Source organism: Ralstonia sp. RRA, assembly GCF_037023145.1.
In the GTDB taxonomy this organism is placed as follows: Bacteria; Pseudomonadota; Gammaproteobacteria; order Burkholderiales; family Burkholderiaceae; genus Ralstonia.
Genome location: NZ_CP146091.1, coordinates 2,080,772 through 2,095,026, shown reverse-complemented (window position 1 = coordinate 2,095,026; position 14,255 = coordinate 2,080,772). Strand labels below are relative to the sequence as shown.

Annotated in this window: 10 protein-coding genes; 3 read left to right on the top strand and 7 right to left on the bottom strand. The window is 63.4% G+C overall.

What is annotated here, in order from left to right; all coding sequences use genetic code 11:
• Nucleotides 1-148 precede the first annotated feature (148 nt).
• From V6657_RS10235 to V6657_RS10220, 4 genes are all read right to left on the bottom strand, one after another.
• Nucleotides 149-409 (bottom strand): type B 50S ribosomal protein L31, encoded by a 261-nt coding sequence (locus tag V6657_RS10235; RefSeq protein ID WP_021194158.1) that lies wholly within the window; start codon nt 407-409, stop codon nt 149-151.
• A gap of 214 nt (nt 410-623) precedes the next feature.
• Entirely contained in the window at nt 624-1,187 is a 564-nt protein-coding gene (locus V6657_RS10230; protein WP_048934256.1) for a hypothetical protein, read from the bottom strand.
• Nucleotides 1,184-2,050: a zinc-dependent peptidase gene (locus V6657_RS10225; RefSeq protein WP_048934257.1), complete on the bottom strand. Its 867-nt coding sequence runs from the start codon at nt 2,048-2,050 to the stop codon at nt 1,184-1,186. Before V6657_RS10225 ends, V6657_RS10230 begins: the two co-directional genes overlap by 4 nt.
• 40 nt (nt 2,051-2,090) lie before the next feature.
• Nucleotides 2,091-2,759: a response regulator transcription factor gene (locus V6657_RS10220; protein ID WP_182570844.1), complete on the bottom strand. Its 669-nt coding sequence runs from the start codon at nt 2,757-2,759 to the stop codon at nt 2,091-2,093.
• Between the two features lie 377 nt (nt 2,760-3,136).
• On the opposite strand from V6657_RS10220, the gene V6657_RS10215 reads away from it, so the two are divergent.
• Nucleotides 3,137-3,976, top strand: a complete 840-nt coding sequence (locus V6657_RS10215; protein WP_053166392.1) for a hypothetical protein — start codon at nt 3,137-3,139, stop codon at nt 3,974-3,976.
• Nucleotides 3,977-4,193: 217 nt separating this feature from the next.
• Here V6657_RS10215 and V6657_RS10210 read toward each other — a convergent pair whose 3' ends face one another.
• The 3 genes from V6657_RS10210 to trxA all read right to left on the bottom strand — a co-directional run bounded on the left by V6657_RS10210 (nt 4,194) and on the right by trxA (nt 7,634).
• A complete protein-coding gene (locus tag V6657_RS10210) occupies nt 4,194-5,573 on the bottom strand; it encodes a sigma-54 dependent transcriptional regulator (RefSeq protein WP_048934258.1) in 1,380 nt (459 codons plus the stop codon).
• A gap of 280 nt (nt 5,574-5,853) precedes the next feature.
• On the bottom strand, nt 5,854-7,116 hold the full coding sequence (gene rho / locus V6657_RS10205) for a transcription termination factor Rho (RefSeq protein WP_048934259.1): 1,263 nt from the start codon (nt 7,114-7,116) through the stop codon (nt 5,854-5,856).
• A 191-nt stretch (nt 7,117-7,307) separates the two neighbouring features.
• Nucleotides 7,308-7,634 carry a thioredoxin TrxA gene (gene trxA, locus V6657_RS10200; RefSeq protein ID WP_048934260.1) on the bottom strand — a complete coding sequence of 109 codons (327 nt, stop codon included), beginning with the start codon at nt 7,632-7,634 and terminating at the stop codon, nt 7,308-7,310.
• Nucleotides 7,635-7,849: 215 nt separating this feature from the next.
• On the opposite strand from trxA, the gene V6657_RS10195 reads away from it, so the two are divergent.
• Both V6657_RS10195 and V6657_RS10190 read left to right on the top strand, forming a co-directional pair.
• Nucleotides 7,850-10,708 (top strand): PD-(D/E)XK nuclease family protein, encoded by a 2,859-nt coding sequence (locus V6657_RS10195; protein ID WP_048934261.1) that lies wholly within the window; start codon nt 7,850-7,852, stop codon nt 10,706-10,708.
• Nucleotides 10,705-14,229: an exodeoxyribonuclease V subunit beta gene (locus tag V6657_RS10190; protein ID WP_048934262.1), complete on the top strand. Its 3,525-nt coding sequence runs from the start codon at nt 10,705-10,707 to the stop codon at nt 14,227-14,229. The genes V6657_RS10195 and V6657_RS10190 overlap by 4 nt, the downstream gene beginning before the upstream one ends.
• Nucleotides 14,230-14,255: the final 26 nt, after the last annotated feature.

Here is a 14,255-nt window from a genome sequence, read left to right as displayed (position 1 = left end):
CGGCCGCGGTTGCACGGCGGCGTACAGATCGTAAGAGGAGGCAGGTGAGTGGCCTGCCATTGTGCCGAGAAACAAAAAAGGCAGCCGGAGCTGCCTTTTTTCTGACCAGTGAGACGGGTCATGTGGTGAGCCGTCTCCGGCGCCAGTATTACTTGGCAGCCTTGCCGATCTTGCTGCCGAACTTGTTGCGGAACTTCTCGACGCGACCGGCCGTGTCCAGAACCTTTTGCTGGCCCGTGTAGAACGGGTGCGATTCGGACGAAACTTCGATCTTGGCCAGCGGGTATTCCTTGCCGTCTAGCGTGATCGTTTCCTTGGTCTGGATCGTCGAGCGGGTGACGAACTTGAAGTCGCTGGACATGTCCTGGAACACGACTTCGCGGTAATTCGGGTGAATGCCTTCTTTCATGATGGGCCCTGGTGTAGAGGTAGCCAACTCGAGACGCGCTACAGGTGCTTTGGTGAGAAACCGCACCGAGCGACCAGCCGTCGAATCACTTGCCGGGTGGAGAAACGGCGATTATGCCAGAGAAACAAGGGCTTGGGCAACGCGCCGGCTACAAAATCCGTGGTCGCCATACATCAAAAAGCGATGCATTGGGCGCTTTTTCTCCATCGACGGGTCAAGGTACCGCCAAGCGCTCAATTGTGAGGGTGCCGCGCCCATCCAGGTCGAGGGTTTTGCTGTCTCCTACGCGCAGCGAGGTGTCCAGATTTTGGATCCAGGTGTCGATCTTTGCTGACGTCTGGGCGTCGGTGCCGGGTTGGAAGCGATGCAGCGCAACCCCGATCGACAAGGGTTGGAACACGCCCGAGCCAGTCAGCGGTCGCAGTGTGACGTCCACGCCGGTTTTTGCCTGCTGGTGGCGCATGAACTTGCAGGTGGTGGCATCGCAACCGAGTGGAATGGTGTCATCGGGCTGGCCGGCGGAGAACTGCGCTTCCCACTGCTGGCGCGGCATTGAGTCGCCGATGTCGTACGTGTGGGAGTGCTCCAGTAACGTGACATGCTGCGCCCGGGCGGACGGATCTGCCGGCAGCGTCACGCGTTGCGTTTCCGATTGACCGTCGAACTGTGCCGTCACGCTGAAAATGAGCGGCGCTGCTGATTGAGCACGCGCGGCACCTGCACCGAAGCATAGCGAGAACAGAAACAGAACAGCGTGAAGTGCGCGGTGTGTCGTCATGGCGGGAACCCTTCCTGGCGTTGCTCGGCAAGCAGCATGCGCCGTGCCGGATCCTGGAGGTAGAACGCCTGCAGTAACGCGTACAGCGTCGGCAGCGTATCGAGCAGCGAGGCCGGTTCGACAAAGAACACCTCGGAGGCCACCGCGAAGAACTCCGCCGGATGCTGCGCGCCGTACGGATCCAGCAGCGAGAGGATCGGATCGGCATCCCAGCGATGTTCCGGGATTTGCTCGCAGCGGTCGGCAAACGCATCGTATTCGGCATGCAGATCGTCGGCCCATTCCTCGCGGTCGATACCAGCGTGCAGGCGCGAGGAGAACGCGGGAATGCCATCGGATTCGCCGCTTAGCAATTCAAGCGTATGCGCGAACTCATGGATGACCACGTTGTACGGCTGCATGCCAGGCTGAGCCAAGGCGCTGCCGAGTTCGACGTCCTGCCATGAAAGGAGAATCAGGCCATTCCTCGCTGCTTCGCCGGCGGCTTGCTCGCGCACGTCGTGGACCACGCCATCTTCGTCCATCAACTCGCCGCTGATGACGAATTCTCCCGGATAGATGACCACGCGGCTCCAGTCGCGATAGCACGCAATGCCCAACTCCAGGATCGGCACGCTGGCCTGCACGGCGATGCTGATCACCATCTCGTCGGTGAGCGGCAGGTCGTGCGCGGTGGTGAATTCCTTTTCGGCAATGAAGAGCGTGGCTGTTTCACGCAGGCGCGCGAGGTCGGTCTCGGGCCAATCCAGCAGAAAGGGCAGGCCAGCGAGCGCACGCGACCAGTGCGTGTCGGAGATGGCGTAGCGCGCCAGACGCCGCGAGCGCGCGCGGCCGGAGAACCAGCGGAAGACGGACGAAAGCATGCGCCCAGTATATCGGCGCGTGCTTTCGTGCCTGGTGGGGTCAGGCGACGGAGAGCAGCCGCGCGCCGCGCTGATTGGCGACGTACACGGCTTCAGTGCGGCTGCGGACTTTCAGGCGCCGGTACAGCGTGCTGATATGCGCCTTGGCGGTGGCCTCGGAGATGTTCAGCATGCGGCTGATGGTTTTGACCGGGTGCCCGCGCGACAGCAGCACCAGAATCTCGTACTGGCGCGGCGTAATGCCGAGCAGCTTGGGATCAGTTTGCGGATCACCGGCAAGCGCGGGATTGGGTGCGCCGTCCAGGCGAGACTCCGGCAGCAGCGCGCTGGCCGGGATGTATTGCCCGCCCACCAGCACCAGCTCCAGCGAGGCCGCGATGACCTCGCCGGGCGAATGCTTGAGCGTATAGCCCGACAAGCCCATCTGCATGAGTGTGCGGATGATGTCGGGGGATTCGGATTCGGCCAGCACGACCACGTGGCGCGCGTGCGGCCGGTGCATGATCTCGCCGATGGCGGAGAGCTCGTCCAGATGTGGGAGCGGCAGACCGATCACCAGCAGGCCTGCGTCGGCATTGGCTTCGATGGCGTCAAACATGCCGTCGTCCGGTTCGACGACGGTGACGCCGGTGACGCCCTTGAGCGTCCGCAGCAGGTGCGCAATGCCCGTACGCACCAACGGATGGGCTTCGATCAAAACAGTGTTCATCGTTGTTCTCGACCTGTTACCGATCTTGCGAACATCCTTCGTCGCCCCAAGCGAGAAACAGGCCGGAGCAGACCCCCGTTCCGAATCATTTTAGCGGCGTATCACGAAAATGACAGACGCCGCGGCCATGCCTCGGGACCCTCGTTGACGCGTTCTGGCTACTGTAGACCAGTGTTTGCCAGGGCGCGCAATTCACTCAAGGGAAGCGGTTCGACCCTTCGGCCGGGCTTTGCGGCGATGGCTGTTTCGGCCACGACACAAAAACACGCGCCAAACCGGAGCGATTCATCTTCCACGTGCTGAATATCCCGTAAAAACAAGGCTTTAATCGTCTTGGCATGGATGTCGCTCTACCGCCATTCGGGGAGGAGCGAGCCATGCCAATGTCCGCGCAGCGCCGTGCTCGACGTTTGCCGTTCTGGTGGACGATCGATATGACCGGAATGGTCGCGAGTCATGCGGCCATGGTCGTCATGGTGCCGGCGCTCGCAGAAGACGGCGACATCATCAAGCAGTGCACATTCGCGCTGCGTATCGCCTATCGAGGCGCTCCCACCGATACGTTGCCGGTGCGAACTGCGCTCGGTCCTTATCCCACCCGCGCATTCGATCTGTCCAGTGGCCCTGTCATGTCGGTGCTCTCCGACGGAGAACTGAGTACGTCGCATGCGTGGCTTAACAATCCATCGCGCGAGGGGCAGGGCGCAATCCCCCCGGAAGTGGGGGTTGGGCGGTCGGCCGGCGCCATGCACAACGCACATCAAGCGGATCTTCACCATGTGTGCGCGCGGGGAACGCCGGCCATCGCAGGTGTGGTCGCCGCAGGCAAGCGCATACGGTGCTATCGCCCCTATTTGGGGACAGTTTTGAAAGCCGCGCTGTTAAGCCATCCGAGCGTCGCTTTCACATTGATTTGCAGGGTCGCAGCGCGGTCACGGGGTGTCCGGCTTAAGGGCACCTGTGACGAAGCCGACGCTTGGGGTGCGGGCGGGCGTGCCGCCGGGCATCGGCTGGCATGGCCCGGGGCGCGGTCAATGTGCGTTGCAAGCGTCGCGTTGCCGCAACGTGTTTATCGGCGCCGAACATCCACTGCATTCACGCAGTGTCACCAGATTGAACCACCCGCCGACAGCGCACTGCCGGACGCGGTGGCGCAGGCGGGGAGTGTCACGTCCAACGCTTTCGTGCTCCGTCCCCCGGCGGGCACTTTTTTATAACGGCAATTCAGGAAGGGGAAATCGACATGCGCGCCAATCCGACTGCTTTTGCAGCCCTGGCGCCACCGCTTATACGGTGACCAGGGCTGTGTTGCGCAACAGGCTCCGAAACGGCATTGCCTGTTACGCAACACACTGCATTGGGCGACCGCCCAAAACAATCGGGGCGCAGCACGCAGGCTGCGCCCCGACACGATAAGGAAGACCGGCGATGAGATCAGGCCGAAGCTGGGTGCAACGGATGTTCCGCGCGGATGCCGTGCTTCTGCATCAGCCGGTACAGCGTTACGCGGGATACCGCCAGCTCGCGCGCCGTCATGCCCATGTGGAAGCCGTTGCGTGCGATGGCCGTGCGGATGGCATCGGACTCGGCGCCTTCGCGCGCTTCTTCCAGTGTCTGGCCCGACACCGACGCGTAGCCTTCCAGATGGAGGTCAGCGGCGGAGATCTTGCGGTTGTCCGTCATCACCAGCGCACGGCGCACGCGGTTGATGAGTTCGCGCACGTTGCCAGGCCACGGGTAGTGCATCATCGCGTGCAGTGCGCACGGCGTGAAACCGCGGATGCGGTGCGAGGCTTCGCTCGCGTGCTGGGCGAGGATGTGTTCGGCCAGCAGTACGATGTCGCTGCCGCGCTCGCGCAGCGGCGGTACCGACAACGTCAGCACACACAGGCGGTGGAAGAGGTCGGTGCGGAATCCACCGTGATGCTGGGCCGCCTCCAGATCCACGTGCGTGGCCGAGATGATGCGGATGTCCAGCGGAATCGCCTGGTGCCCGCCCAGCCGCGTAATCGTGCCTTGTTGCAGGAAGCGCAGCAGGCTCACCTGGCTTTCCAGCGGCAGGTCGCCGATTTCATCGAGGAACAGCGTGCCGCCGTTGGCATGCTCGACCCAGCCGATATGGCGCTGATGCGCGCCGGTGAAGGCGCCTTTCTCGTAGCCGAACAGCTCGGACTGAATCAGGTGAGGGGGGATCGCGCCGCAGTTGATCGCAATGAATGGACCGCTCGCACGTGCCGAGGCCTCGTGGATGGCCTGCGCAGTCAACTCCTTGCCGGTACCCGATTCGCCGGCGATGAAGGCCGGTGCGCTGTTCTGCGCAACCTTGCGGATGGCACGGAACAGGTTGTGCATGGCCGGGCATTCGCCCAGCATGCGGGCATTGTTCCCCTTGGGAGCGGGCGTTGCTTCCTGCGCGAGGGACGCCATGCCCCATGCATGGCGCAGGGAATACGCGGTCTCTTCCGTGCGCAGCGGCATCTGCACGTAGTCGACGCAGTAATCGCGCACAAGCTGTCGCACGCGTTCATGGCTCAGCATGGCGGGCGGCAGCGCGGCGACCCAGCCCACGTGCGGCACTTGCATGCAACGCTCGAGCAGATCGAGATCGGCCGCCGAAAAGGCGCTGCTGAAATCGATCAACCCGGCCTTGGGCACACCGTCACGAATGGCGCAGCCAAGCTCACGCATCGACGTTACACGTCGCACGAGCCAGTCTGCCCCCAGAATCGTTTCGTCGATCTCCCCCATCCCCGCACGTGACGCGACTACGACGGTTCGGCACGCACCAGTACATTCCAGCGACGCTTCGCGCATGGTTTCCCCCGTTCGATTTTTGGTGATTCCCTCCTGCTCTGGATCAGGTGGCTCGGCCCAGGCAGGCTTGCAGTATGGTTGCCGGGTTCCGCTTTTGCGATGCGGTTTAAGGACGAGGGAAGCAAACGGTTGCGCGCCACACCTGTAATGCAAATGAACTAGCGAATTTCACAACTTTGACGAGGAAATCCGCTGATCAATCAAGCTGTTGATATGGCAATAAAAAAGCGCACCGTTTCGGGTGCGCTTTTCGGTACGTGCAGGCGGAATCAGAAGAGACTCAGCCGCCGCGTTTCATCATGTCGAAGAACTCGGCGTTGTTCTTGGTCGACTTGAGTTTGTCGAGCAAGAATTCCATCGCTTCGACCTCATCCATGTCGTGGATGAACTTGCGCAGGATCCACACCTTTTGCAGGATGTCCGGCTTGATTAGCAGTTCTTCGCGGCGCGTGCCCGACTTGTTCAGGTTGATGGCGGGGTAGACGCGCTTCTCGGCAAGGCGGCGCTCCAGGTGCACTTCCATGTTGCCGGTGCCCTTGAATTCTTCGTAGATCACGTCATCCATGCGGCTGCCGGTTTCGATCAGCGCCGTGCCGATGATGGTCAGCGAACCACCTTCTTCCAGGTTACGCGCGGCACCGAAGAAACGCTTCGGGCGTTGCAGCGCGTTGGCATCGACACCACCGGTCAGCACCTTGCCTGAGGTCGGCACCACGGTGTTGTAGGCGCGAGCCAGACGCGTGATCGAGTCCAGCACGATCACCACATCCTTCTTCAGTTCGACCAGGCGCTTGGCCTTTTCGATGACCATTTCGGCCACTTGCACGTGACGCACGGCCGGTTCATCGAACGTCGAGGCCACCACTTCGCCGCGCACGGTGCGCTGCATCTCGGTCACTTCTTCCGGGCGCTCGTCGATCAGCAGCACGAACAGTTCGGCTTCCGGATGGTTGGTCGCGATGGCATGCGCAATGTGCTGCAGCATCACGGTCTTACCCGATTTGGGCGACGCCACCAGCAGCGCGCGCTGGCCGCGGCCGATCGGGGCAATCATGTCGATGATGCGGCCGGTGATGTTCTCCTCGGCCTTGATGTCGCGTTCGAGGATGAGCGGCTTGTTCGGGTGCAGCGGCGTCAGGTTCTCGAACATGATGCGGTTCTTGACCGCTTCGGGAGGCTGCGTGTTGACCTTGTCGACCTTCACCAGCGCGAAGTAGCGCTCGCCGTCCTTCGGGGTGCGGACTTCGCCTTCGATCGTGTCACCGGTGTGCAGATTGAAACGGCGGATCTGCGACGGGCTGATGTAGATGTCATCCGTGCTGGCCAGATACGACGTTTCCGGCGAGCGCAGAAAACCGAAGCCGTCGGGCAGCACTTCAAGCGTGCCGTCACCGAAAATCGTTTCCCCTTGTTTCGCCTTCTTTTTCAGGATGGCAAACATCAGCTCTTGTTTGCGCATGCGCTGGGCGTTATCAATCTCCAGCTGTCCCGCCATTTCCAGCAATTGGGACACGTGCAGGGATTTCAGTTCTGTCAGATGCATAGACGAAAGAATGGGAAGGGCCCGAACGGGCAGCGAAACGAGAAACGGGGGGAGGGGGAAAAGGTCGAGCGAACGCTCGGGGAAACAGATTGGCTGCAATCTTAGCACAACGCTGGCGGGCTTCCAGGCGGAAGATTGCCAGCGCGTGCTTTTGCGGCGGGATGCGTTCCGCGCCGCAGTCGAATATCGACTTACAGGTGGCTATCCAGGAACGCGGTGAGCTGCGACTTGGACAGTGCGCCCACCTTTTGGGCGGCCACGGCACCGTTCTTGAACAGGATCAGCGTCGGGATGCCGCGAATGCCGAACTTGGCCGGCACGCCGGTGTTTTCATCGACGTTGATCTTGGCGATCTGCACCTTGTCGCTGTAGTCCTTGGAGACTTCATCCAGGATCGGGGCGATCATCTTGCACGGACCGCACCATTCAGCCCAGAAATCGACGAGCACGGGTTTGTCGGACTTGAGCACATCGGTCTCGAAGGACGCGTCGCTCACATACTTGATCTGTTCGCTCATGGCGGGAACCTCTGTTATTTCGTAAAAGCTGGCGACGTGCGCCGAACCCATACATTACACGATTACGCGAACCGGCGTGTATTGCGGCCACTGCCAGCGCGGATGCTGCTGATATAGTACCGGCGCCCCCATTTTCAACCGTTGATTGTCGCTATCACGCCGATAGGGACGGCCTCGGTCTTTGCACTCGCTTCATCGCCATCTTCCCTCGCCGCATGCAGACGCTTGCCTTCGCGCCCGGCCCAGCATTTCTCTCCCGCGCCGCCGATGCGACGTGGCGCTTCCTGGACACGCACGCGCAGTCGTCCGGCGCCGGTACGGTCGTCGTGCCGACTGCCGCGCAAATCCCGGGTGTGCGCAGCGCTCTCCATGCCAGTGCCCTGGCGTCCGGCACGCCACGTTTGCTGCCGCGCATTCTGACGCTCGGCCACTGGCTGCTTGATCTGCCGCCCGAGCCGGGTTTGCCTGCTGCGCGTACGACGCTCTCGCGGCTGCTGGCGGTGCAGCAGGCGCTCAAGACACAAGCGTGGCTGCGCGAAGCGCTCGGTGCCCAGGACGATGCGGCGCTGTGGGGTGTGGCGCAGGTGATGGTTACCGTGTCAGACGAGTTGTCGCAGCGGTGGCTCACGCTAGATGCGGCTGACAGCGATGCGCAGGAGCGTCCCGACGCGCTGGAAGCCGCGCTGGCCGAAGCGCTGGAGCGTACGTACGCGCAGTTGTCCGAACGCTTTCTTGGCACGGAATCGCGCATCGTGTTGACGTTCTGGCGGTTGTTATCGGGTGCGGCGGATCCCATTCCGGTGCGGCTGCATGCCATGCGGCGTCTGGTGGAGGCATTGCAGGGGCCGATGGTCTGGATGAGTCCGACCGACCCCGAAGCCGTTGATCTCGATTTCCTTCAGCGCGCAGCTGAACACGTGCCCGTGCTGGCGATCGGTTACGACTGGAACGCGCCCGAGGTGGTGTCTTCCAGCTGTCCGGTCATGCATGCCGATTTTCGCGATCTGCTGTTGAATGCCTGGCCCGAGTGCGCCACACCGGCACAGGCTGCGCACGAGGATTCCGACGCCGGGCTTCCCTCGCCAGTCCTGCACATCGCTGGTGCGGCGCGTTTTGAGGATGAGGCGGCCTTTGCCGCGCACACTCTGGTCGATTGGCTGAATGCGGGGCGGCGCTCACTGGCGCTGGTGGCGCAGGACCGCATCGTCGCGCGGCGTGTGCGGGCGTTGCTGGCGCGCGTGAACGTGCCCGTGCGCGATGAAACCGGTTGGAAGCTTTCCACCACACGTGCCGCCGCCGCACTGATGCGCTGGGTGGATGTGGTGCAGGGTGATGGCGATACCGCAGCGTTGCTTGACCTCATCAAGAGCCCGTTCTGTTTGCGTGAAATCAACACTGCGGCAGATGCCGGCATCGCCACGCCCGCGTGGGTTGCTGAATTGGAGCGCCGCATCCGCAGGCACAACGTGTCGGGTGGATGGGGGCGTCTGCGCCGCCTGGTGGCCGATCGCCCCGCCGAAGAGGCCGACGGCGAGCCGCAGGTCAGTCGCTTGGCCGACCGTCTAGGCCTGCTGGCAGACGAAGCTGCGCTGTGGCGGCGCGCTGGCAACGCCACGCTCGAAGCGTGGGTCACACTGCTGGCCGGCACACTCGACCGCCTGCACATGCGCACTGGCCTACAGAACGATGATGCGGGGCGCCAGTTGCTCGACTGGATCGACCGGCTGCGTGCGTCCGTACACGGTAGTACGGATGCAGCTGCGCGCTTCTCACTCACGGAATGGCGCGCACTGCTGTCGATGCTGCTTGAATCGGCTGTCTTCAGCGAGCCGGCGCCGCCAGCGGATCGGCGTGTCGTCATCCTGCCGTTGAACGGCGCACGCATGCGGCGTTTTGATGGCGTGGTGGTGGTGGGTTGCGACGATGCGCAATTGCCATCCGCACAGCCGGAATGGCTGTTCTTCTCGAACGATGTGCGCCGCGAGCTAGGCTTGCCGGACCGCGCGCAACGTTTCGCTCAGCAGGCACGCGACTTGGCGGAGGTGCTGCTGAATCAGCCCGAAGTTGTGCTGACCTGGCAGCGCCACGGTGGGCGCGGAGAACCCAACCGTCTCTCTGGTTGGCTTGAACGTTTGCAACGGCGGCTGGCCGTGGTGGGTGTGCGGATCGACACGCCGGTCGTTCTGCCGAACCTGCAGACCCGTCGTCAGCCGACCGATATGCCCGCGCCGGCCGCACCGGCGCTGGTCCCATCCACACTCAGTGCCGCGGCGTATAACAGCCTGCGCCGCTGCCCATACCAGTTCTTCGTCGGCCGCATGCTGCGATTGGGTGAGCTGGAAGAGGTGTCCGACGAGCTGGAGAAGCGCGACGTCGGCGAGGTCCTGCACGCGATCCTGCACCGCTTTCATCGGCACTTGCTGGACGCGCCGATACACGACCTTGTGGATCGACAGGCGCTGCTGCAATCCATCACCGACGAGCAATTCGGCCCGATGTTGGCCGAGGATGGCAATGCGTTGCGCTTCTATCGTCGCTGGCAGGCCGTGATGCCGTCGTATCTGGCGTGGCAGGCCGCGCGCGAGGTCGAGGGCTGGCACTTTGAAGCGGGTGAGGTCGATGTCGATACGTCGATCACGCTACCGGATGAGCGCCCCCTGCGCTTGCGCGGCCGCATAGACCGCATCGACGTGCATCGCGAACACGGCGTGGCTGTGTTGGACTACAAGACGCAATCGCCCATGGTGTTGGTGCGACGCGCCAAGACGCCGTTTGAGGATTGCCAACTGCCGTTCTACGGCGTGCTCGATGCGCGCGCCGATGCGGGCGGCTGGGTCTCGCTCGACGGCGAAGCGCGCGGTGATAAACGCGACGTTGCGTTGCCGGATTTCAAGCAAGTGGTGGATTGGCTGCTCGAACAGATGGAGAAGGACATGACCGCCCTGGCTGCCGGCGCGCCGTTGCCGGCCTTCGGCGATGAATCAGCGTGCCGTTACTGCGCTGCGCGTGGCCTGTGCCGCAAGGGGTACTGGACCGAAGGTGCCCCACGTGAACCGGCGGAGGGGCAGGCATGAATGACCACGCTTACGAACGCGACGGCGCCTCCGTTTCCCCCGAAGATTTCTCGCGCGCTGCGTGTGATCCGCTGCGCTCGGTTGTGGTGGAGGCCTGCGCGGGCAGCGGCAAGACATGGTTGCTGGTGACGCGCATGCTGCGCCTGCTGCTGGCCGGTGCGGCACCGTCGGACATTCTCGCCATTACGTTCACACGCAAGGCAGCCGAAGAGATGCGCCAGCGCTTGCTGGACATCCTCGCGCAATTGGCCAGTGCGGATGATGAGGGCGTTGTGCGTGAGCTGATCGCCCGCACTGTCGACGAGCGTGAGGCCCCACTGTTGATCGCGTCGGCGCGCGGGTTGTATGCGCGCGTGTTGGAATCGCCGCAGCGCATGGCGATCGATACATTCCACGGTTGGTTTGGTTCGTTGCTGCGTGGCGCGCCGTTGTCGTCCGGCGTGCCGCAGGGGGCATCGCTGCGTGAAGATGCCGGTCGGTTGCGCCGTGAAGCCTGGGCGCCGTTCTGGCGCGGCCTGCTGGCGGAAGATCACGCCGAGCTGCGCGCCGTGTACGAGACGCTTGCGGACTTGGTGGGTGACTTTCAGGCGGGGCGACTGCTTGACGCCATGTTCCATCAGCGCAGCGACTGGTGGGCCTACAAGGCGCAAGCTGGCGCGCACCCGCTGAACCCGCTCGATGACCTGCTCGGCGAAGACGCACATACCGATCCGCTGATCGAAGCGTTGCAAAACCAAACCTTGCTGGCCGACGTGCTGCGCATATCCGGCTGGTTAGGGCAGGGCGGCGCCACCGAGGGCAAACGTGCGACGCAGATTGAAATGGCAGCCACGACTGCACGTTCGATCGATGTGTCGGATAAATCCGCCCGCAAACAGGCTTTCGATGACCTGTTCGGCGCGTTCCATACGCAAGCCGGCAAGGCGCGCGCCTGCAAGCCGACCAAGGCGCTCGTCAAGGCGATTGGCGATGATCAGGCGCAGACCTTGATTGCCCTGCACACCACTGTGTGCGAAGCGCTGACTGTCTATCAGGCACGCCGCCAGGAAATGCACGTGCGCGCCGTCAACGCGGCGTTGTTCACCTTGGGCGATGCGCTCATCGATCGCTATCAGGCCTACAAGCGCCAGGCGCGCGCGATGGACTTCACCGACCTGGAATGGGAAGCCGCCCGCCTGATGCAGGACGAAGACACGGCGGCTTACCTGCAGGTGCGACTCGATGCGCGCTACAAGCATCTGCTGCTCGACGAGTTTCAGGACACGAACCCGATGCAGTGGCGCATTCTGCAAGGCTGGCTTGCCGGCTATGCGGGTACGGGCACGCAACCGAGCGTGTTCCTGGTGGGGGATCCGAAGCAGTCGATCTATCGTTTTCGTCGTGCGGATGCGCGCTTGTTTGACGCCGCGCGCGAGATGCTCGTCGCGGACTTCAACGCCACCGTGCTGCGCACCAACCGGACGCGCCGTAATGCACCGGCCGTGCTGGAGTGGGTGAACGCCGTGTTCCTGCAGGCGCGTGCGCGCGGTGACTATCGGATCTACGCGGAGCAAAGCACGGCAGTCAATGCACCCATCGGGCAGGCGCTCCTGCTGCCGCTGGTGCCTGTGCCTGAAGCGGCAGAAGCCGATGGGGCCACGCCGCGCGACACGCTCACCGAACCGCGCGAAGAGGCTGGTGACTCCCAGCGCTACGACGAGGGCCGGCAAGTGGCCGCTTGCCTACGCGCACTGCACGCCGGAGAGCGCATCCGCGAGAACGGCGTCGAACGCCCCGTGCGGTGGAGCGATTTCCAATTGCTTGTTCGCCGCAAGCGCTATCTGGCCGACTATGAACGCGCGCTGCGCGATGGCGGTGTGCCGTATGTGAGCCCGCGCAGGGGCGGCCTGCTGGCAACGCTCGAAGCGCTGGATCTGTGTGCGCTGCTGGACTTCTTGATGACACCGCAAGCCGATCTGTCGCTCGCGCACGTGTTGCGCAGCCCGATCTTTGTGGCGTCTGATGACGATTTGATCCGGCTCGCGCAGGCAGTCGATGGAACGTGGTGGGCCCGCCTGAGCATGCTGGCACAGCAAGCCGAGACTGCCCCAGCGTTGCGACATGCGCATCGTATGCTGTCACGCTGGTTGGCAGTGGCGCCCACGCTGCCGGTGCACGATCTGCTTGACCACATCGTCTACACCGGCGAGCTTAAGCGCCGTTACGCCGAATGTGCACCCGCCGCCAATCGCGAACAGGTGCTTGCCAACCTTGATGCATTCCTCAAGCTCGCGCTCGACCTCGACGGTGGCCGCTACCCGAGCCTGCCCAAGTTCATGGCCGAGCTGCGCGCCATCCGTCAGGGCGATGAAGATGAAAGCCCCGACGAAGGTATGCAGAGCGATGCCGCTGAAGCGCCTGATGCCATCGACGCCGAACTCGCGAGCGAAGGCCTGGATGCCGCGCAGATCTTGACTGTGCACGCATCGAAAGGGTTGGAGGCGCCGTTCGTGGTGCTGCTCGACACCCACCACAGCGACACGCGCGCCGACAATGCCGGCATTCTGATCGACTGGCCGCCGGGTGCCGAGGCGCCCACGCATTTCTCCGCCTTCGGCAAGACGGCTGAACGCGGTCGTGCACGCGACCCGTTGTTCAAGCAGGAAGAATCGCTTGCCGAGCGCGAAAACTGGAATCTGCTGTACGTGGCAATGACGCGCGCGCGGCAGGCGTTGATTGTTTCCGGCGTGGCCAACAAGCGCGACGCGTCTGCCGCACAGGCGACGGACGAGGGCGACGTGCCCGACGTGGACGGCACCGCAAGCTGGTACACGTTGCTGGCAACGGCGGGTGTGGCTTCACCCGCACCGGTGCTGGGGGTAGCCGCCAATACGGAGGTCTTCGCCGCTGAGGCCGAGGTTGTCTCGTATCACGATTTCCGCGCGCCGCTCACGGTCGCGGTGCGTGTCGGTAGCGCCGTCGCGCAGGCGGACGGCGCCGCCGATCCTGTGTTCGATCAGGGTGCTGTCGCGCAGGGCGAATTGCTGCACGCCGTGCTGGAACGCCTGACACGCCGTGGCGCGCCCGAGCGGGCACCGGACGCGGCAACCATCGCGCGCTGGTTCGGTGCAACCGGCGTGACGGAAGCCGATGCCGCGCGCGCTGCCGAAGCCGTGCACCGCATGCTAGCTGCCAAAGCCCTGACGCACGTGTTCGACCCCGCGCACTTCGACGTGGCCCACAACGAAATCGAACTGTTCAGCCCCGACGGCGCATTGCTGCGCATCGATCGCTTGATCGAGCGCGGTGATGACATCCTCGTGGTGGACTACAAGTTGCGTCTCCTGCCGGTCGAGCGTGCTGCCTATGCTGACCAGTTGCGCAGCTACGCGGCCGCCGTCACGCCGATGTATCCGGGCCGCACGGTGCGAGCAGGCGTGGCGACTGCGCAGGGTGAATGGATTGATTTGGAGTCGCTGCAGGCGTCACTACGCAAGCCAGCACAGTCGTCACATGACGATAGCCAAGGCGCACTGTTCTGACGCGGGCGACACAAGCAAACAGGGGA

Excerpts from the sequence above, each read along its gene's own strand:
- V6657_RS10235 (WP_021194158.1), bottom strand. The coding sequence starts at position 409 with ATGAAAGAAGGCATTCACCCGAATTACCGCGAAGTCGTGTTCCAGGAC.
- V6657_RS10230 (WP_048934256.1), bottom strand. The coding sequence starts at position 1,187 with ATGACGACACACCGCGCACTTCACGCTGTTCTGTTTCTGTTCTCGCTA.
- V6657_RS10225 (WP_048934257.1), bottom strand. The coding sequence starts at position 2,050 with ATGCTTTCGTCCGTCTTCCGCTGGTTCTCCGGCCGCGCGCGCTCGCGG.
- V6657_RS10220 (WP_182570844.1), bottom strand. The coding sequence starts at position 2,759 with ATGAACACTGTTTTGATCGAAGCCCATCCGTTGGTGCGTACGGGCATT.
- V6657_RS10215 (WP_053166392.1), top strand. The coding sequence starts at position 3,137 with ATGCCAATGTCCGCGCAGCGCCGTGCTCGACGTTTGCCGTTCTGGTGG.
- V6657_RS10210 (WP_048934258.1), bottom strand. The coding sequence starts at position 5,573 with ATGCGCGAAGCGTCGCTGGAATGTACTGGTGCGTGCCGAACCGTCGTA.
- rho (WP_048934259.1), bottom strand. The coding sequence starts at position 7,116 with ATGCATCTGACAGAACTGAAATCCCTGCACGTGTCCCAATTGCTGGAA.
- trxA (WP_048934260.1), bottom strand. The coding sequence starts at position 7,634 with ATGAGCGAACAGATCAAGTATGTGAGCGACGCGTCCTTCGAGACCGAT.
- V6657_RS10195 (WP_048934261.1), top strand. The coding sequence starts at position 7,850 with ATGCAGACGCTTGCCTTCGCGCCCGGCCCAGCATTTCTCTCCCGCGCC.
- V6657_RS10190 (WP_048934262.1), top strand. The coding sequence starts at position 10,705 with ATGAATGACCACGCTTACGAACGCGACGGCGCCTCCGTTTCCCCCGAA.